The organism is Bacillus sp. Bvel1 (genome assembly GCF_014872755.1).
In the GTDB taxonomy this organism is placed as follows: Bacteria; Bacillota; Bacilli; order Bacillales; family Bacillaceae; genus Bacillus; species Bacillus velezensis.
The window spans coordinates 810,970-830,984 of the sequence record NZ_JAAOBZ010000006.1 but is presented as its reverse complement, the minus strand read 5'-3'; the positions used below and the strand labels follow the sequence as shown (position 1 = coordinate 830,984).

At 46.6% G+C, this 20,015-nt stretch carries 18 protein-coding genes; all 18 read right to left on the bottom strand.

Features of this window, described 5'->3' with window-relative positions; all coding sequences use genetic code 11:
- Positions 1-45: 45 nt before the first annotated feature.
- Positions 46-1,275 carry a bacillibactin exporter BcbE gene (gene bcbE / locus HAP68_RS08165; RefSeq protein WP_003154158.1) on the bottom strand — a complete coding sequence of 410 codons (1,230 nt, stop codon included), beginning with the start codon at positions 1,273-1,275 and terminating at the stop codon, positions 46-48.
- A gap of 111 nt (positions 1,276-1,386) precedes the next feature.
- Entirely contained in the window at positions 1,387-2,112 is a 726-nt protein-coding gene (locus HAP68_RS08160; RefSeq protein WP_015388224.1) for a GntR family transcriptional regulator, read from the bottom strand.
- Between the two features lie 124 nt (positions 2,113-2,236).
- The gene (locus HAP68_RS08155; protein ID WP_014305017.1) at positions 2,237-4,597 is read right to left on the bottom strand and encodes an FtsK/SpoIIIE family DNA translocase; all 2,361 of its coding nucleotides are present in this window, start codon (positions 4,595-4,597) and stop codon (positions 2,237-2,239) included.
- A 134-nt stretch (positions 4,598-4,731) separates the two neighbouring features.
- A complete protein-coding gene (locus HAP68_RS08150; RefSeq protein WP_003154161.1) occupies positions 4,732-4,941 on the bottom strand; it encodes a YlzJ-like family protein in 210 nt (69 codons plus the stop codon).
- Positions 4,938-5,675 carry a ClpP family protease gene (locus HAP68_RS08145; protein WP_003154162.1) on the bottom strand — a complete coding sequence of 246 codons (738 nt, stop codon included), beginning with the start codon at positions 5,673-5,675 and terminating at the stop codon, positions 4,938-4,940. The genes HAP68_RS08150 and HAP68_RS08145 overlap by 4 nt, the downstream gene beginning before the upstream one ends.
- Before the next feature lie 114 nt (positions 5,676-5,789).
- On the bottom strand, positions 5,790-7,457 hold the full coding sequence (rnjB, locus tag HAP68_RS08140; RefSeq protein ID WP_003154163.1) for a ribonuclease J2: 1,668 nt from the start codon (positions 7,455-7,457) through the stop codon (positions 5,790-5,792).
- Between the two features lie 178 nt (positions 7,458-7,635).
- The gene (gene dapA / locus HAP68_RS08135) at positions 7,636-8,505 is read right to left on the bottom strand and encodes a 4-hydroxy-tetrahydrodipicolinate synthase (protein ID WP_003154166.1); all 870 of its coding nucleotides are present in this window, start codon (positions 8,503-8,505) and stop codon (positions 7,636-7,638) included.
- A gap of 30 nt (positions 8,506-8,535) precedes the next feature.
- Entirely contained in the window at positions 8,536-9,750 is a 1,215-nt protein-coding gene (gene dapG / locus HAP68_RS08130) for an aspartate kinase (protein WP_003154168.1), read from the bottom strand.
- 88 nt (positions 9,751-9,838) lie between these two features.
- Positions 9,839-10,879 (bottom strand): aspartate-semialdehyde dehydrogenase, encoded by a 1,041-nt coding sequence (gene asd, locus HAP68_RS08125; RefSeq protein WP_003154169.1) that lies wholly within the window; start codon positions 10,877-10,879, stop codon positions 9,839-9,841.
- 134 nt (positions 10,880-11,013) lie between these two features.
- Positions 11,014-11,604, bottom strand: coding sequence for a dipicolinate synthase subunit B (dpaB, locus tag HAP68_RS08120; protein WP_003154171.1), 591 nt, complete (start codon positions 11,602-11,604; stop codon positions 11,014-11,016).
- Between the two features lie 2 nt (positions 11,605-11,606).
- The gene (gene dpaA, locus HAP68_RS08115; RefSeq protein WP_003154173.1) at positions 11,607-12,497 is read right to left on the bottom strand and encodes a dipicolinic acid synthetase subunit A; all 891 of its coding nucleotides are present in this window, start codon (positions 12,495-12,497) and stop codon (positions 11,607-11,609) included.
- Positions 12,498-12,653: 156 nt separating this feature from the next.
- Positions 12,654-12,911 (bottom strand): YlmC/YmxH family sporulation protein, encoded by a 258-nt coding sequence (locus tag HAP68_RS08110; protein WP_003154176.1) that lies wholly within the window; start codon positions 12,909-12,911, stop codon positions 12,654-12,656.
- Between the two features lie 78 nt (positions 12,912-12,989).
- Positions 12,990-14,225, bottom strand: coding sequence for a M16 family metallopeptidase (locus tag HAP68_RS08105; RefSeq protein WP_003154178.1), 1,236 nt, complete (start codon positions 14,223-14,225; stop codon positions 12,990-12,992).
- Between the two features lie 36 nt (positions 14,226-14,261).
- Positions 14,262-15,221, bottom strand: coding sequence for a polysaccharide deacetylase family protein (locus HAP68_RS08100; RefSeq protein WP_003154180.1), 960 nt, complete (start codon positions 15,219-15,221; stop codon positions 14,262-14,264).
- Between the two features lie 112 nt (positions 15,222-15,333).
- A complete protein-coding gene (gene pnp / locus HAP68_RS08095) occupies positions 15,334-17,457 on the bottom strand; it encodes a polyribonucleotide nucleotidyltransferase (protein WP_003154181.1) in 2,124 nt (707 codons plus the stop codon).
- A 174-nt stretch (positions 17,458-17,631) separates the two neighbouring features.
- Positions 17,632-17,901, bottom strand: coding sequence for a 30S ribosomal protein S15 (gene rpsO / locus HAP68_RS08090; RefSeq protein WP_003154182.1), 270 nt, complete (start codon positions 17,899-17,901; stop codon positions 17,632-17,634).
- A gap of 165 nt (positions 17,902-18,066) precedes the next feature.
- A complete protein-coding gene (gene ribF, locus HAP68_RS08085) occupies positions 18,067-19,008 on the bottom strand; it encodes a bifunctional riboflavin kinase/FAD synthetase (RefSeq protein WP_003154183.1) in 942 nt (313 codons plus the stop codon).
- Between the two features lie 19 nt (positions 19,009-19,027).
- Positions 19,028-19,957: a tRNA pseudouridine(55) synthase TruB gene (truB, locus tag HAP68_RS08080; protein ID WP_024085303.1), complete on the bottom strand. Its 930-nt coding sequence runs from the start codon at positions 19,955-19,957 to the stop codon at positions 19,028-19,030.
- Between the last annotated feature and the right edge of the window lie 58 nt (positions 19,958-20,015).

Below are 20,015 nucleotides of genomic sequence, written 5' to 3'. Positions count from 1 at the left end.
ATATCATGTCAATCTTCAAAATAAAATAAAAAAAGACAGTGCAGATTACACCGTCTTTAATGATTCCTTTTTTTCTTTTGCTTGTGATGAGATATTTAACAGCGCTAAAAATACAGACACAATGCCGCAAAAAGCGGATAAAATAAAAATCAGCCAGCCTGCATTTGACATCAGGGCAGCAAAGATCGGCGGTCCCGCAGCTACTCCGATAAACCGCATGCTGTTATAAAATGAGGTGATGGTTCCCGATTCCTCGTTGTCTACGCCTTCTGTGATGACAGCGTCTAATGCCGGTAATGCTATTCCGATACCGATACCGCTGACACACAAAAAGATAAATAATAAATAAAAACTGTGATTCCACCATAGGCCGATAAACGACAGTGTCACGGCACTCATTCCGAAAACGATGCAGAACTTCATTTTGCCTTGGTCTTTCCCGATTTTTCTGCCTGATATATATGAACTGACGGATAGAAATAAAAGCGGGATTGCCAAAAGCGCTCCTTTAGCCACACCGTCAATTCCGTATTTCTTCTCCAGTGAGTCTGATAAATAAAAAAGAACCCCGAACAGCAAAAACATAATCACGCAGCCGATGATAAATACCGTAAAGAGCCAGCGTCCGTCACGCTTAAATATGCGGCCGACATTTTTTACAAACTCGGAAATAGAAGGGGCTTCTTTTTGTTTCTCCGGCTTTGCCACCAAAAACAATACGAGAAAAAAACTGATAAGCGAAAAAAACGGAATGAACCAAAACGGCATAAACCAAAACCATGCAGCCAAGAGCGACCCGAGAATCGGGCTTAATACTTTCCCGGCCGTGTTTGACGTCTCAATGTCGCCGAGCCCCGCGGTAATCCGCTCATCATCCCCTTTGAATAAATCACCGATAAACGGCATCACTACAGGAGCCGCCCCTGCCGAACCGATTCCCTGCAGCACCCGCCCCGCCAAGATAATGGGATAAGGATGCTTGAACGCGGTGGAAGCTATCGCGGCAAGCGCTCCGCCCGCACCGGCTATGAGAAGACAAGGCAGAAGAACCTTTTTTCTTCCGAATTTATCGGACAAATATCCGGCAATCGGAATACAAATAATCGCCACAATCGAATAGACCGTTATAATTAACGATACTTGAAAAGACGATATGGACAGCTTCTTTTCAATCATCGGAAGCACAGGAATCAGCATGGAATTCCCGAGTGTCATCACGAGCGGTACAGAAGCCAGAGCAATGATATTTTTTGTTCCATTTTTCTTCTTACTCAACTTATTCACCCATTCACTATACTTGGTTGTTTCCTGTTTTATTGTGCCTTGCGGAAAACAAAGTATGTATTGAAGCGGCAAATAAAAAAACAGACACATGACGCGTCTGTCTTAAAAACGTTTTCTTACAACATGAAAACTGAACTTATCAGCCCGGAAATAATTTAATGAATACAGCACAGGTTCATCATTCTGATTATAGTGGGTTTGCTTCAGCAATAAAAGCGCCGTCTCCGGCTCGCACTCCAAAACCGGTGAAATCGTATCGTGATATCCGATCGGTTCGATATCAGCAACGGCATAGCTGATCACAGACCCGGAGTTTTTTTCCAAAAGATCAAAAATAGATTCCTGTTCATGACAGAAAGAATTCGGCAGAATGTGCATCGGAATCGTATCTAAACAGTAAACGACCGGAGTGCCGCTTGCCGTTCTCACGCGTTCCAAATAAAAAAGCTCCTGCTCAGGCTCAAGCCGGAATCTAGCGATATCTTCATCAGACGGCGTAATGACCTGAGACGACAAAAAAATCGTACCCGGCACCATGTTCGCCTGCTGAATCATTTTCGTCACGCTGTTGAGCTGTTCAATACCTGAAAGAAACAGCGGTTTTGTATGGACGAAAGTGCCCACACCGTGCCTTCTGATAATCACATGCTCCTCTTCAAGGATACGCAAAGCTTCACGCAGAGTTGCCCGGCTGACACCCATAGATTTTGAAAGCTCAAATTCAGAAGGAAGCTTTTCCTTTTCGGTGTAAATTCCGTTTTGTATATCCTCTTTGATTCGCTCAATCACTTTTAGGTACAAGTGACGATTGTCAGCTTTTGTAGACATGTTTCCCCTCCGTAAACCACTTTCATAAATTATTGAACAATTGGGACAACTATATCATGTTTTAATAAAAAAATAAATAGGAATGATTTTGGTGATATCATTTTCAGTGAAAACTCTCTCCTTTTTAAGAAGAGAGCTCATCATATTGTTCCTTAGATAATAGTACTTCCCTCGGTTTGCTTCCTTCATACGGCCCGACGACGCCCCGTTCCTCCATTGCGTCAATCAGACGGGCAGCTCTCGTATATCCGATTCTGAACCGCCTTTGAAGCATGGAGACTGATGCCGTCTGCATGCCGATAATCAAATCGACCGCCTCGTCATAGAGATCATCCGTTACTTCACTGTGTGTTTCCGACACTTCTTCCGGAATCATCTCTTCTTGATACTGCGCTTTTTGCTGCGTAATGACATGATCGACGACATGCTCAACCTCTTCATCGGATAAGAATGCCCCTTGCACACGCACCGGCTTATTTGCGCCTACAGGCAGAAACAGCATGTCTCCGCGCCCCAGAAGCTTTTCAGCGCCGCCCATGTCTAAAATTGTCCGTGAATCGGTCTGAGATGAGACACTGAAGGCAATTCTTGACGGAATATTGGCTTTAATAACACCGGTAATGACATCGACTGAAGGCCGCTGAGTCGCGATAATCAAATGAATTCCCGCCGCCCGCGCCATCTGTGAAAGTCTCGTAATTGAATCTTCCACGTCGGAAGAAGCGACCATCATCAGATCGGCAAGCTCGTCAACGATGACGACGATGTACGGCAGCTCAGGCTGCTTGACTTCTTCTTCGGCATTTGACCGCTTAATATGGTCGTTATAGCCTTCTATATTTCTCGTACCCGTATGGGAGAACAGCTCATAGCGGCGCTCCATCTCATTGACGACCTTTTTCAAAGCCTGCGAGGCCTTTTTCGGATCTGTCACGACCGGCGCAAGCAGATGAGGAATGCCGTTATACACATTCAGCTCAACCATTTTCGGGTCAATCATCATCATCTTCACTTCATGCGGTTTGGCCCTCATCAGAATGCTCGTAATAATACCGTTGACACAGACGCTTTTTCCGCTTCCCGTTGCCCCCGCTACGAGCAGGTGGGGCATTTTGTTCAGTTCGGCAAGCACGGCTTCCCCGGAAATATTTCGTCCCAAGCCGATCAGAAGCTTCGCGTCCGGCTTGTCATTGAGCTTGGATTCAAGCACTTCTTTTAACGAAACCATCGCAACTTCAGCATTGGGCACCTCGATGCCGATTGCTGATTTGCCCGGAATCGGCGCTTCTATCCGGATATCCTTCGCGGCAAGCGCGAGCGCGAGGTCATCGCTCAGATTCACGATTTTACTGACTTTGACCCCGACGTCCGGATACACCTCATATTTTGTGACCGCCGGGCCGAGATGAACTTGGGTCACTTTCGCCTTTACCCCGAAGCTTTGAAAGGTCCGTTCGAGTTTTCTTGCATTCTCGTAAATGTTTTTCTTATCGGTCTGCTGGCCGGTATGTTTCGGGTCAGCCAGGATGTCCAATGAAGGCATTTGATAATCTTTATTTTCAAGCTCTGTAAACGTCATCGGCGGAGCCGCAGCCGTTTCGTCACTGTCTTGAACGCCGCCGGAAGGCTCATCTTTTGCCGTTTGCGCCGTCTCCTGCGTTTTTTCCGGAATCAGCGGTTCGACGCGTTCTTCCTGACGGTCTGAAAAACTTGAAATAATCGGCTCTGAATGGATGATCGGCGAAATGATTTCCTCATCCTCTTCTTCGGGCTCAGGCACTTCTTTTCTCTTTTGAACCCGTTTTTGTTTTTTGCCCGATTTGGTTTTTGTTTTCGGCGAAGACATATTCGTTCTGACCGTTTTCATATCCTCAAGAAATGCCTGCCATTGACCGCGGATAAACCGGCCGACGGGGCTCGTCCACTTTTTGAGCGTTTCCTGCAGTGAACGCCCCGTTACAAGAATCAGCCCCATTAAGATCAGCACGATCGCCATGATCTGTGAACCCGTTGATGCAAATAAAAAGTGGGAAGCTGCAAACAGCACCGCGCCGATCATGCCGCCGCCCAAATCAGGGGAAGCAGCCTGCTGTTTCATGTCAATCATAAACAGCTCCCACGTGTTGCCGATGACACTTGCCGACCGAATCGACCCGTGATGAGACAGATTTTTAAAGAGCTGCACGTGAGACAGCAGCAAAATACTGGCGATAATACAGTACAACCCTGCCTTTCTCCTCGTTAAAAGGCTTGGACTCTTCTTTTTCCAAAACAGCGAAATTCCGAGAAGGAAGAGCGCAATTAAGCATAAAATAAACCACTCTCCGGCAAAAAAACGGAACAAGTACACAAATGTCTGTCCCACAACGCCGAGCTGCAAAACAGCAATAATCGAGATTGCAACACAGAGCAGTCCGCTTAGTTCGTATTTTAGATTGAGCTTACTCTCTTGTTTCTTTTTAGATTTCCGTTTTTTCTTTGCCACACTCATCACCTTACTGCGTTAAAAAATGTAAAATCATACATCATGAAGAAAAGCAGCCTTTTGCCGGCTGCATTTTTCTGTAGGATTCCCCTATTATAGCATATTTTGCCCCCGAGAAACGGACTGAATGCCGGTTAGATTTTCAGCTTGATTTTTTGTCCCGGAGCGATGTCCGGATTCAGAAAATCCATCGGGTTCGTACTTAAAATCTGTACGACTTCAGCTTCATTTCCCTTCATCTCAACCAGCAGCGGCACGCCGGCGTAATCTACCTGTTCATGCACGCTTTGCTCTATATCCTGACCGTAAACGACTTCTTGTGGCATGACGGTATAAAGGATCATTGAATCATCCTTCCTTCCTCGCCCTTTCGTTCCTCAATCAGCTGATTCAGCTTTTTTATCGCCTGTCCGACGCCGCCCACGGCATCAATTAATCCGTAATCAGCCGCATCTTTGCCGACTACGTTCGTTCCGATGTCCCTGGTTAAGTTTCCTTTTGAAAACATCAGCTCTTTGAATTTTTCTTCGGAAATATTTGAATGATGGGTCACAAAGTTGACGACCCGCTCCTGCATTTTATCCAGGTATTCAAACGTTTGCGGAACGCCGATAACCAGACCTGTAAGCCGAACGGGGTGAATGGTCATTGTCGCTGTCTCCGCGATAAAACTATGATCACATGACACGGCGATCGGCACACCTATGGAGTGGCCCCCGCCGAGTACGATTGAGACGGTCGGTTTTGATAAGGATGCGAGCATTTCCGCAATCGCAAGCCCCGCTTCCACATCGCCTCCGACGGTGTTTAAGATGATCAGAAGTCCTTCGATTTTCGGATTTTGCTCAATGGCGACGATTTGCGGAATGACATGTTCATATTTGGTTGTTTTATTTTGCGGCGGGAGCTGGACGTGCCCCTCAATTTGGCCGATGATCGTCAGGCAGTGAATATTGGTATCTTGGGACATTTGCGGCAGAGATGTCTCTCCCAGCTGCTGAATTTTGCTCATAATGCTGTCTTTCGCATCTGATTTTTCGGGCTGCTGTTCTTCGGTGTTTTCCATACGATGATCCATTTTATCTTTCACCCTTTCCGAATGTCTCTTTGTATTATGAACAAAGATGATGATTTCCATCCGGGACATGAACAAAAACAAAGCCGGAGCATCATGCGCTCCGGCTTTGTAACATTATACTTCCATAATGATCGGAATGATCATCGGCTTGCGTTTTGTTTTTTCATAAAGGAATTGATTCAGCGCATCACGCATTGCTTGTTTCAGCGTGGACCATTCTACGGCAGATGTTTCCGTCGCTTCAGTCACGATAGAGCGGACGAGCTCAGTAGCTTGTACAATTAACCCCTCTGATTCTCTGACATACACGAAACCGCGCGTAATGATCTCAGGGCCTGAAACAAGGTTCTTCTTCTGCTTATCGAGTGAAATCACGACGATGAGAATGCCGTCTTGTGACAATAAGCGGCGGTCTCTCAGCACGATGTTGCCGATGTCGCCGACTCCGAGGCCGTCAATCAGAACGTTTCCGTATGTGACTTTATCCCCGATTTTCACATTCTGGCCGCGGAATTCAACGACATCACCTTTTTCAATCAAGAAAATGTCGCTGCGTTTCATGCCGATCTCTTCTGCGATTTTGGAATGCGCTTTTTGCATTCTGAATTCACCGTTAACCGGAATTAAATATTTCGGTTTCAGCAAATTAAGCATGAGTTTCAATTCTTCCTGCGAACCGTGACCGGACACATGCACTCGTTTTTGGGCGAAAATGACTTGAGCGCCGGCGCGGGCAAGCAGGTTGACGGTTTTGGAATATATCAATTCATGCCCCGGAATCGGTGTTGATGCAATGACAACGGTGTCTCCTTCTTCAATGTTAAGCTGCTTGTGCGCCTGCTTGGCCATTCGCGTAAGAGCGGCCAGCGGCTCACCATGGCTTCCGGCTGTAACAATTGCCACGTCCCGCTTCGGATATTTTTTCACATCCTGCACAGGAATAAACATTTCATCTTCGGCTTCAATATAGCCGAGCTTGCGTCCAAGCTGAAGCACGTTTTGCAGATTTTTTCCGGCGATTGCAAGTTTGCGGCCGTTCTGGACGGCAGCCTGTATCACTTGCTGAATCCGGTTGATATTAGACGCGAATACAGCAATGATGACACGGTTTTCTGAATTGTTCATCGCATCGGAAATTTCACCGCTTACATATGCTTCTGACGGAGTATACCCCGGGCGCTCCGCATTGGCGCTGTCAGAAAGCAGGGCGAGCACGCCGCTGTTTCCGATTTTGGCAATTTCGCCAATATCACATGATTGATGATAAGCAGGCGTCTGGTCAAATTTGAAGTCTCCCGTGCATACAATAGAGCCAAGTGATGTTTTGAAGCTGACTCCCACTGAATCCGGAATACTGTGAATCGTTTTAAAGAACGATACTTTCGTTGATTCAAATGTAATGACTGATTTAGAGTGAACTTCACGTAAATCAGCTTTTCGATTATGCCCGTACTGCTTGAGTTTTTCTCTCAGTAATGCAAGCGTAAGCTTCGTTCCGTATACCGGCACCGACAGCTTGTTCAATAAATAAAAGACGCCCCCGATGTTTTCATCGTGCCCGTGTGTCAGAAAGATGGCCTTCACGCGGTCAGCCCGTTCTACTAAGTAGGAAATATCCGGAATGACGACATCAATACCGAGCATTTCATTTTCAGGGTGCATCAGCCCCGCATCCACTACAAATATGTCTGAGTCAATTTCAATGACATATAGGTTCTTCCCAATTTCTCCGACGCCGCCAAGGGCGATAATTCTGACGTTTTCTGTATTTTTCTTTTTCAAAATCTGTATCCTCCTAGTCTCATACCCGTCCATCATCACTTGTTCCTATTATAACTGATATCAATTTTAGAAAACAAGAAGAAGCGGAAGGTTTAGGGAAAACCAATATGTATACAAAACGGTCAAACTCACGATAAAAATGAGAATGACCGCGTATTTCAACTGTATAAATTTTTTCTTACAGTTCGCTGATGACGCTGCTCAGGCTCAGACGTTCATCTTCATTCAGCGGGATAAGAGGAAGACGCACAGATCCGACATCAAGGCCTTTCAGCTGCAGCGCCGTTTTGACCGGAGCCGGATTAGGCGCTTTAAAGAGCTCCTTCATGATCGGCAGAAGCTTCTGATGAATCAGTGCCGCGGTTGCCGTCTGCCCGTTCGTATAGTTTTTAATCATCTGCTGCATGTCAGAACCCACAATATGGCTGGCCACTGACACGACTCCTCTTCCGCCGACTGCAAGAATAGGAAGCGTTAACCCGTCATCACCTGAATAGACGTAAAAATCTTCCGGTGTTTCGGCAATGATTTTCGTAATGGCATCAAGATCGCCGCTCGCTTCTTTAATCGCAGAGATATTCGGAATCTCCGCAAGTCTGATGGCCGTTTCCGGCGCAAGCGAAGCGACCGTTCTGCCCGGCACGTTGTAAAGCATCACAGGAAGAGACGTTTCTTCAGCTATGGCTTTAAAATGACGGTACATCCCCTCTTGGGAAGGCTTATTATAATACGGCGTGACAAGCATAACGCAATCGACGCCGGCTTCTTCAGCTTTTTTTGTCAGTTTAATGGAGTCTTTCGTATTGTTGCTTCCCGTACCCGCAATAACAGGCACGCGTCCGTTCACTTCTTTGACTGTAAATTCAAAGAGTGCAATTTTTTCTTCCGTTGAAAGTGTCGGGGATTCGCCGGTCGTGCCTGCGACGACTAAAGAATCCGTGCCGTTTTTCAACAAATAGTCGATTAATGTAGACAGTTTTTGAAAGTCTACATTCCCTTTACTGTCAAAGGGGGTAATCATCGCTGTAGATATATTTCCGACATTCATTTTTTTCACCTCATCATGATTCAATCACATTTACTTTGAAAGTTCAAACACTTCATGCAGCGCATTTACGGCCGTTACCATATCTTTTTCATGAACGAGCACCCAGATCGTCGTATGGCTGTCGGCAGATTGCAGAATCGGAATGCCTTTATCAGAAAGTGCGGAGACGATTTTTGACGTGACACCCGGAACACCCATTATTCCGGCGCCGACCGCTGACACTTTCGCACAGCTTTCCGTCACTGTCGGCTCATATCCTAATTCAGCCAAAATGCTGCGCGCGGCTTCCGTTTTACTGCCGGCTACGGTATATACGATTTCACTCGGCGTAATGTTAAAGAAATCTACACTGATTCCGGCATTTGCCATTGCTTTAAAGACTTCAGTCTGAACGTTGTATTGCCCCATTTTGGCGGGAACCTTAAATTGCGTCACGTCTTTCACATGGGCGATCCCCGTAATCAGCCGTTCGAATACATCGCTGCCGATGTTAGACGAATGATGGGACGTCACCAAAGTGCCTTTGTCTTTTGAATAAGTGGAGCGCACGCGGATCGGCACCTTTGCCTGCATGGCGATTTCCACCGCGCGCGGATGAATGACTTTCGCGCCTTGATAAGCAAGGTTGCAGATTTCCGTATATGTGACATTCGGAAGCGGCTTAGCATTTTCCACGATTCTCGGATCGGCTGTCATAACACCTTCCACGTCCGTAAAAATGTCGATAAACTCAGCATCAACCGCCGCGCCGAGCGCCGCCGCTGATGTATCGCTTCCACCTCTGCCGATCGTCGTCGTGTCGCCTTTTTCAGTCGCTCCCTGAAAGCCTGCGACAACGACGGCATCATGGCTGGCGAGTGCAGCGAAAAGCCGCTCTGTTTTCATTTCTATAATTTTGGCGTCAGTATGCTGGGCATTGGTTAAAAAGCCGGCCTGAGCTCCTGTTAAAGCTGCGGCTTTTATGCCGTTTTCCTTCAGCATGCTGGAAAAAACAACGGACGAAATCGTTTCTCCGCAAGACAGAAGCATATCCTGCTCTCTCGGAGAAATGTCGGACTGGCTGCCGTAAAGGAGCCCGATTAAAGAATCTGTCGCGTACGGGTCTCCTTTTCTTCCCATCGCCGATACGACAACGACAACCTTATAACCTTCACTTATGGCATCTTTTATGTGTGCTAGCGCAAGCTTGCGGCCTTTGTCATCTTTTACGGATGTTCCGCCGAATTTTTGAACAATGATCTTCACTATTTTCACTCCAAATTAGTCTGACGTAACAGAAGAGAGCAGGCAGAGCCTTACTCTCTTCTGTTCGCCTATAGAAAATACGTTTGTTTTATACGAGGTTCAGTTTTTGCAGGCTTTCCGCGATTTGAACTGAGTTCCAAGCGGCGCCTTTTAACAGGTTATCAGAAACAACCCACAAATGAAAACCGTTTGCTCTGTCCAAATCTTTCCGAATTCTTCCTACAAATACATCGCGTTTGCCGACGCAATCAGCAGGCATCGGGTAAAGCTGCTCCGCCGGATCATCCTGAAGCGTAACACCCGGAGCTTCTTTTAAAAGCTGTTTAATATCTTCAACGGTTGCGTCATCACGGTCAAGCTCAATGTAAACAGATTCTGAATGCCCTGTTTCAATCGGCAGTCTTACACATGTCGCAGCCACTTCCAGCTTCGGCATATGCATGATTTTTTTCGTTTCATTAATCATTTTCATTTCCTCAAACGTATAGCCGTTGTCTTGGAATTTATCAATTTGCGGAATGGCGTTAAATGCGATTTGATAATGCTTTTTGTCGCCTTTAACCGGCATAATGGACGGTTCTGCGGGTTCATTGTTTAAAATCGCCTTTGTCTGGCTGTACAATTCTTTCGCCGCTTCATTGCCGGCTCCGGACACAGCTTGGTAAGTAGATACAATGACTTTTTTCAAACCGTACGCTTTGCGGATCGGTTCAAGCGCAGCCACCATCTGAATCGTTGAACAGTTAGGGTTGGCGATAATGCCGTTATGTTTGTGCAGATCACCTTCGTTCACCTCAGGCACCACGAGCGGTGTATTTTCGTCCATACGGAATGCGCTCGTATTGTCAATCACGATGGCTCCCCGTTTTACAGCCTCAGGCGCCAAGCTTTGTGATACGCTTCCGCCGGCGCTGAATAACGCGATATGAACGCCTTCGAAGCTTTCAGGAACAGCTTCCTGCACTGTATATTCTTCGCCTTTAAACGTTACTTTCGTACCAGCAGAACGCTTTGAGGATAGTAGTGTGAGTGTTTCGATTTCAAAGTTTCTGTCTTCCAGTGTTTTCAGCATTTGCTGTCCTACGGCTCCCGTCGCTCCGACAACTGCTACGTGTAATCCTCTTCCCATCTGTAAAACTCCTTCCGCCAATTAAGCATCATTTGTTGAATTGACTTTGCATTTTACGTTTTATTTTACCATAGAATAGTCACGGATTGACCGAATTTTTTTATTCCGGAATGATTTTCTGTCATCATGATTTTTTATTCATGATGGTGTACGAGCACCGGCTGAACCTGCTGGTGCAAAAGAGCTTTTTCTACCGTAATCGGAAGGAGATCCATTCTGGCGACGAGCGATGTCGGTTTTTTCACGTGGTCATCCTGTCCGAACGGGATGAAATATATGTTTTTTGCGGACATCAGCCTCATTAAATTCGTTCCGTTTAAACCAAGTCCGTCATTTGTCGAAATTCCGAGCACGACCGGGCGGCCGTTGCGGATCGTGGCTTTCGCAGCCATAAGGACGGGGCTGTCGGTCATCGCATTTGCGAGTTTGCTCATTGAATTTCCGGTTAAAGGGGCGATGACCATGCAGTCGAGCGGAAGTTTCGGCCCGAGTGGCTCCGCTTTTACGATGGAATCAATCGCCTCAAAGCCTGTTGTTTCTTCAATTTTTCTGACCCAATCTCCCCCCTCCCCAAAGCGGGTATCGGTCGATTGAACGGTTGATGTCACGACCGGCCGGACTTCAGCTCCTTGACTGATAAGCGCCTCTATTTGCGGAAACACTTCCTCATATGTGCAATGCGAGCCGGTTAATCCGAATCCGATTCTTTTCCCTTTCAGAGACATGGTTATTTCCCCTCTTTCTTTAAGTCTGCCAAAAGCTTGCTCAATACGTTCGCAATAATCTGTCCGGCTGTTTTCGGGGCCACAATTCCCGGAAGACCCGGAGCAAGCAGCGCTTTAATGCCTTGTTTTTCAGCATATTTGAAATCCGTTCCGCCCGGACGGGATGCTAAATCCAAAATCAAGGTCTTCGGCGTCATGCGCGATAAAACGCTTTGATTCAGAATCAAGCTCGGTACGGTGTTAATGCAGATATCAATATCATTTACATGATCAGTAAGCTCTTCAAGTTGAAAAGGAGAAAGCCCCATTTCCGATATACGGGCTAAATGAGCCGAACTCCGTGCGCCCACTTTTACTTTCGCCCCTAACGCTGCAAACGTCCGGGCGATCGTCATACCGGTGCGCCCCATGCCGAGAACGGCGACATTTGATCCGTGAATGGTATAGTCCGTATGCTGAATCGCCATCATGATTGTTCCTTCAACAGTGGGAATCGAGTTGAATATCGCGATGTCGTCCCGCTCAAATAATTTCACAAGCTTACGGCCGGCTTCGCTGGCGATCCCCTCAAGATACGCGTTGGAGATGCCTGAATAAATGACGCAATGCTCCGGTGTCCGCTCAAGATAGCTCTGCTTTAATACCACTTCTTCATTTGAAAAAACCGTGGAAACAACGCCTTCTCCGGTCGTTGCCGATACAGGCAGGATGATACTGTCTATTTTTTGAAAGGGAATCTCATCAATTTTGCATTTGACGGTTCCTGTAAAACCGTCATCCAATTGGTCAAACCCTGCAAGATAAATATCGGCATGCTGTTCTGTCAGCTTTCTTATAATCTCAAGCTGTCTTGCGTCACCGCCAATGATCGCAATTGTTAATCCGGTTAACATCTGAAACGTTCACCTTCTTTACAGTTACTGGATCCTTTAAGTGTCATCCTCCTCTTCATCGTATGTGCAAAGAGAAAGGGCGGTGAATGTACAGCGTCTTTTTCATAAAAAAAGCACCGGCTGTATGAGCCGGTGCTTGCAAAAAATGAATAAGATCTACTCTTCGGGAGGCGTGATCTCCCCCGGAACGTCTAAAATGATCATGTCTGACCCGATTTTTTGGATATGGTTCCAGGGGACGCGGATGTCGTGGCCTTGTTTTCGCAGTCCGAACCATTTTACCGTCGGTATCAACAGCGCGGTAATTTGTCCGTCCTGTTCATTAATTTCCAAATCGGTCTGGCCGAGCACGCCGAGCCGCTCTGCCCGTTTAATGTCCACAATTTCTTTACCTGACAGTTCACTGAGCCTCATGATAGCCACCCCCTTGTACTATATGACCGGGAGCAAAAAAAAATGCCTGCCCCGTACAGAGGCAGACTGCTTTGCAGCTTAAGACGAGGCCGGTATATTGCCGGTCGGGCTGATGAGCGATAGTGCGTAATCATCCGTAAATAAGCGGCGGCTGAGGCCGTTGACGCTTTCCAGGCTGACCGCATTTAATTCAGCGATAATTTCATCCATGGTCTTATGCTTTCCGAGCAGGAGTTCATTTTTCCCGTTCCGGCTCATTTTGCTGTTTGTGCTTTCTAAGCTGAGCATTAAGCTCCCCTTCATTTGCTCTTTGCTGTTTTCCAGCTCTTTCGGGGTGATACCGTCACGTTTTAGAACCGATAACGTTTCCTGAATGGTTTCAGACAGAAGTCCGAGCTGATTCGCGCCGGTGCCTCCGTAAATCGTCAGCATACCGCTGTCTTCATAGGAACTGTGATAGCTGTATACAGAATAGGCCAGTCCTTTATCTTCGCGCACATCCTGGAAAAGACGGCTGCTCATGCTTCCGCCAAGCACGTTGTTTAAGACGATCAAATCGTAAATGTCCGGATCTCCGACTTTCAGGCCTTTGAAACCGAGACAGAGATGCGCCTGTTCGGTGTCTTTTTTTCTCGTCAGCTTTTCATAATGAAACTCAGGCTCGCTGATGCCGCTTGCTTTGCCCTTCGCTTCGTATGTACCGAACCATTTCTCCACGTCTTTAATGAATTGTTCCGTTACATTTCCGGCGACAGAAATGACGACGCGGTCCGGCGTGTAAAAGTCATCCATATGCTGTCTGAGAGAATCGCCGTTAAACGACGAAAGCGTTTCCTCCGTCCCGAGAATCGGGTATCCGAGCGAATGATTGCCGTATGTCGCTTTGCTCAGCAGATCGTGGACAATGTCATCCGGTGCGTCTTCATACATTTTGATTTCTTCATATACGACGTTCTTTTCTTTTTTGAGCTCATCTTCGTCAAAAGCAGAATGAAAGAACATATCAGCCAGCACATCAAGTGCGTAGTTTGCATGCTCATCCAGCACTTTGGCGTAATAGCACGTATATTCTTTTGAAGTGAAGGCATTCACTTGGCCGCCTATCCGATCGAAGGATTCTGCGATTTCACGTGCGGACCTGGTATTTGTTCCTTTAAAAAACATATGTTCAAGAAAGTGCGAAATACCGTTTGTCTCCGGCGTTTCATGACGTGATCCCGTCCCGATCCATACGCCGATTGCCACAGACCGCACCGTTGGATTATTTTCAAGCACAACTCTTACACCGTTTTGGCATGTATAGCGTTTTATCAAGTCTGTTCCTCCTATTCAAAGACAGGCAACTGCCTGCTACTTCATCAGCCTGTTTTCATCCATTAAGTCAGACACTGAGCCGAGCGCGTAGCCTTTTTCTTTGATTTTTGCAATCAGTGTATCCAGGCTTTTCGCAGTCGGATCAGTCGGATGCATTAAAATCATGGCTCCGTTATGTATTTTGCTCAAGACCCTTGTTTGTAAAACAGCGGGAGACGGTTTTTGCCAGTCAATGGTGTCAACGGTCCACATGATGGTGCCCATTCCTTTTTCCGCCGCAAGGTCGACCACGGCTTTTCTGAAGCTGCCGCTTGGCGGCGCAAACCATTTCGGCTTCATGCCGAGCGTCTCGCTGATTTGTGCATTGGTTTTGTCAAGCTGTTCGGAAATGCTTCCTGAAGTCAGTTTGCTCATATCAGGGTGATTGTATGAATGATTTCCGATTTCATGTCCGTCTGCCGCTATTTTTTTCCCCAGTTCCTGATTGTTTTTCAGCCATTTCCCTTCAAGAAAGAAAGTTGCTTTGACCTGGTGCTGCTTCAGAATAGGCAGCATTTGCTCCACGTATTCATTTCCCCAGGCGACATTTATCAGGAAAGCGACCATCGGTTTGTCGGGATTTCCTTTATAAATGGGTTCGGGCGCGAGAGAATCAAGATGGACTTTCGGCTTTACCTGCTCATAGACAAGGTCGTCTTCGTGAAATTCTCCGTCCTTTTTCATTTGTTTATAGGATTTTTCCACATTGACTTTTAAACCGTTATATCCCGGTATACTCTTCCATATTTTATCAATCCGAGCGTCTTGCGGCTTCACTTCATACTCTGACGCTTTTTGCAGTAATTCTTCATAGAGCGGATCTTTTGATGCTGACACAGTTACCGCGTCTTTTTTCATTGCGTCTATGTAATCAACTGTATACGGGTTTTTTAACATTTCAAACGAAACAAAAAAAAGAAATAAAAAAACGGCAAACGGCACGAATTTTTTCAACATGTCCTTCCCCCCTCATCACACATTATGTATGAGGAGGACAAGGTAGAACCCGTCTGTTGTCTTTCTCAAAATAAAGAAGCCGGGTCTCCCAGGCTCCTTGTTAGGTTTTCATTTATGATTGTTGTTGTTCCTGTTCTTTTTCTTTCTCTTCGCGCAGCACTGCTTTACGCGACAGATTCACTCGTCCCTGTTTGTCAATTTCAGTTACCTTCACAAGGATTTCGTCACCGATTTTCACAACATCCTCAACCTTGCCGACCCGTTCGAGCGCTAGTTCAGAGATGTGAACGAGACCGTCTTTTCCGCTGAAGATTTCAACGAAAGCGCCAAATTTCTCAATCCGTTTCACTTTACCGAGGTAAAGCTGGCCGACTTCGACTTCTCTGACAAGATCTTCGATGATTTTTTTCGCTTTTTGGTTGCTGCTTTCATCAGTAGAAGAAATAAAGATGGTGCCGTCTTGTTCAATGTCAATTTTAACACCGGTATCTTCAATGATTTTGTTGATTTGTTTACCGCTCGGTCCGATAACGTCACGGATTTTATCCGGATTAATGGTCATCGTTAAAATTTTCGGCGCATATTGAGAAAGTTCTTTTCTTGATTCACCAAGCGTGCTGAGCATGCTGTCCAAGATTTCCATTCTTCCTTTTTTCGCCTGCTGAAGCGCTTCTTCAAGAATTTCTCTTGAAAGGCCTTCAATTTTAATGTCCATTTGCAGCGCTGTCACGCCTTTTTCCGTGCCGGCTACTTTAAAGTCCATGTCACCGAGGGCGTCTTCCATCCCTTGAATATCCGTCAATACTGTATAGTACTCGCCTGATTTCACAAGTCCCATCGCGATACCTGCAACAGGGGCTTTAATCGGAACACCTGCGTCCATCATGGCAAGCGTACTTGCGCAGATGCTGGCCTGTGAAGTGGAACCGTTTGATTCAAGCACTTCAGATACGAGGCGGACCGTATACGGGAAGTCTTTTTCATTCGGAATGACCGGCTCAAGCGCACGCTCTCCAAGAGCACCGTGACCGATCTCACGGCGTCCCGGTCCGCGCATCGGGCCTGTCTCCCCTACGCTGAACTGCGGGAAGTTATAATGATGCATAAAGCGTTTTGACTCTTCCACGCCTAAACCGTCAAGAATCTGAACGTCTCCAAGGGCGCCTAATGTACAAACGCTGAGCGCCTGCGTCTGTCCTCTCGTAAACAGCCCGGATCCGTGCGTTCTCGGCAGAAGGCCGACTTCTGAAGAAAGCGGGCGGATTTGATCAACGCCGCGGCCGTCCGGACGGACTTTTTCTTCTGTGATCAAACGGCGCACTTCGTTTTTCACGAGTTTAGACAGTGTCTGTTTCACTTTTTTAATTGTATCTTCATCATGCTCTTCTTCTTCGAATTTCGCGACAACTGCATTTTTCACTTCATTGATCGCGTCTTCGCGAGCATGTTTTTCGTGAACCTGAATGGCGCTGAGAAGATCCGGCTCCGCAAGGCTTTTTACTTTTGCGCTGAGCTCTTCGTCAATTTCATACAGTTCGATCTCTGTTTTCTCTTTGCCGACTGCTGCGACGATTTCTTCTTGGAATGCGATCAGGCGCTTAATTTCTTCGTGACCGAACATAATCGCCTCAAGCATGATTTCTTCAGGAACTTCATCCGCTCCGGCTTCCACCATGTTGATGGCATCTTTTGTGCCTGCAACGATGAGGTTGATATCACTTTTTTCAAGCTGGTCAACCGTCGGATTGATGACGAATTTCCCGTCAATGCGGCCTACCGTCACACCCGCGATCGGGCCTTCAAACGGGATATCGGAAACGCAAAGAGCGAGTGATGAACCGAACATTGCAGCCATTTCAGATGAGCAGTCCTGATCAACACTCATGACAATGCTGATGACCTGTACTTCGTTACGGAATCCGTCTGCGAAAAGCGGGCGGATCGGACGGTCGATCAGACGGCTGGCTAAAACGGCCTTTTCACTTGGACGGCCTTCTCTTTTAATAAAACCGCCCGGAATTTTACCTACTGCGTATAATCTTTCTTCATAGTTAACGGTAAGCGGGAAAAAATCTAGCGGTTTCGGTTCTTTTGATGCGGTTGCTGTGCTGAGCACTGCAGTATCGCCGTAGCGGACCATGACAGCGCCGTTTGCCTGTTTGGCAAGCTGGCCGGCTTCTACTGTAAGCTGTCTGCCGGCCCAATCTATGGTAAAGACATGTTTCTCTTGTCCCATTCGATTACGAGCTCCTCTCTTAATGTGTGAAATAATCAATTACTCCTATTATGAACGAAATGAATTGAACATATCAATGTCAAAGTAGTATGTAAAAGGATTTCATTGTTTTTTTATTATTATTTTTTTCGCTTTAATACGATAAAAAAGCGGGAATCCTCCCGCTTTTTACGATTATCGACGTAAGCCTAGTTTGTTAATTAACTCACGGTAACGAGTTACGTCTTTATTACGCAGATACGTAAGAAGATTACGACGTTTACCTACCATTTTAAGAAGACCGCGACGTGAGTGGTGATCTTTCTTGTGAGTACGCAAATGCTCGTTCAAGTTGTTAATTGAGTCTGTTAGGATAGCGATCTGAACTTCTGGAGAACCAGTATCAGATTCGTGTGTTTTGAACTCGCTGATGAGTTGATTTTTACGCTCTTGAGTAATTGCCATCCTGTTTCACCTCCATATCATAATTAGCCCCAGTTACCTAGCAACCGTCGGTGACTTCGGATTGCCAAGCAATGGTTTTAAGACTACGAAACATATGATACTAAAAATCGCGCCCATATGCAAATCTTTTAGAATAAAATTTGTGTACTTTTGATGTTTTTTCCGTTATTTGCTGAAAAAACGGATCGCTTCTTGTTTGTCTTTCCCGATCTGAGCCGTCAGTTCATCGATGCCGTTAAACTTCCGTTCGCTTCGGATTCGTTTGTACCACTCGATTTTAACGTCTTCTCCGTATACATCCTGTTGAAAATTAAACAAATGAACTTCAATTGACGGCTGATCGGGACGCTTTTCATAAAAGGTCGGTTTGTAGCCGATGTTGCAGACGCCTTCATACACCTCGCCTTTTATTTCGGCTTTCACTGCATACACGCCTGTCGGCGGCACGATATAGCTGTTGTGCAGGCCGATATTCGCGGTCGGAAAACCGATGGTGCGGCCTCTCTTGTCTCCGTGAATCACAGTGCCCCGGATAAAATACGGCTGACCGAGAAGAGTGTGCGCAAGTTCAACGTCACCATCCTGGAGCGCTGACCGGATATAAGTAGAGCTGATCTTTCTGTCCTGCTCGGTCTGTTTCTCGACAGTCGTGCATCCGGCCTTGCCGTTTAAATCGTCCGGCAGCGTCTCCATCGTGCCTTTTCCGTATTTTCCGTACGTAAAATCGAAGCCTCCCACAGCGTGCCGCGCGTTCAACCCTAAAATATACTCCTCGGCAAACTGTTTTGGAGACAGAGACGCAAACGCTTCATCAAACTTTACGACATACAGCACATCAGCGCCTAAACGCCCGATCTGGCTGATTTTATCTTCAAGCGGCGTAATCAGATCCTTTGGCTCTTTGTCCCTGCCCAACACATGGGAAGGGTGTGGATGAAACGTCATAACGGCCAGCGACAGGCCTTTTTCTTCGGCAATTTGTCTGGCTGTTCCGATTACTTTCCGGTGTCCCAAATGAACGCCGTCAAAGTAGCCGAGCGCCATGACAGACGCCGGCTGCTCTTCTTTTTGTAAATGATGCGGATGAGAAATATGTATCGTCTTCACAGAACGGTCACCTTTTTTCTTATTGTTCGCTTTTTTGCATGAGCACTTTAGCCGGTTTCAGCAGTCCTTTTTTTGAAGGATGCGGCATATAAATGGCCACACATTCTCCGTCTTCAGTACAGACCGCTATACGGGCATCAGCTGTCATTGCAGAAAATTCCGCCGGGATGTCAAACACTGACCCGTTTTCAGCTTTCTTAGCTAATGTATCACTTATGACCCATTTCGGCAAATGATTGAGCGCTCTATCGATCGGCACGGCATGCTCTGCAACCGTTCCGTCCGAAACCTGCTGTTCAAGTTCCTCAAACGTGAAACATTCATCAAGGCTGAAATCGCCCGAAGCAGTGCGGATGAGATGCGACATATGCGCGGGATAGCCGAGTTTTTCACCGATTGTCACCGCCAACGTTCTGACGTAAGTGCCTTTTGAGCACGTGACTGTAAAGCGGAATGATGCTGTGTCTTCGTTATAAGTGACAAGGGAAGTGAGCGCGATATCTTCAATCGTGATATTCCGCTTCGGCCGCTCCACTTCAATACCCGCTCTGGCGTATTCATAGAGCTTTTTCCCGTTGACCTTTACCGCGGAATACATCGGCGGCACTTGCTCCTGCGGTCCCTTCAATTCGTCTAAAACGGCTTTGATATCCGCTTCTTCCAGCGGCTCCCTGACAGGCTTTACGCTGACCGTTTCTCCAGTCTGATCTTCGGTCGATGTGGAGAAACCGAGAGTGATCTCAGCATCGTACGTTTTTGACTTGTCGGTGACGTACTCAACGATCTTTGTAGCCCGTCCGACACAGATCGGCAGTACGCCTGACACTTCCGGATCAAGGGTTCCCGTATGCCCGACTTTCTTTGTTTTTAACAGTTTTCTTATTTTCATTACACAGTCGTGAGAAGTCATGCCGACCGGTTTATGTAAAAGGAGAACTCCGTTAACCATCTGTCTTTCGCTCCTTTGTTATCAATTGTATCCCGTAAAACGCAGAAAAGAGGACAGA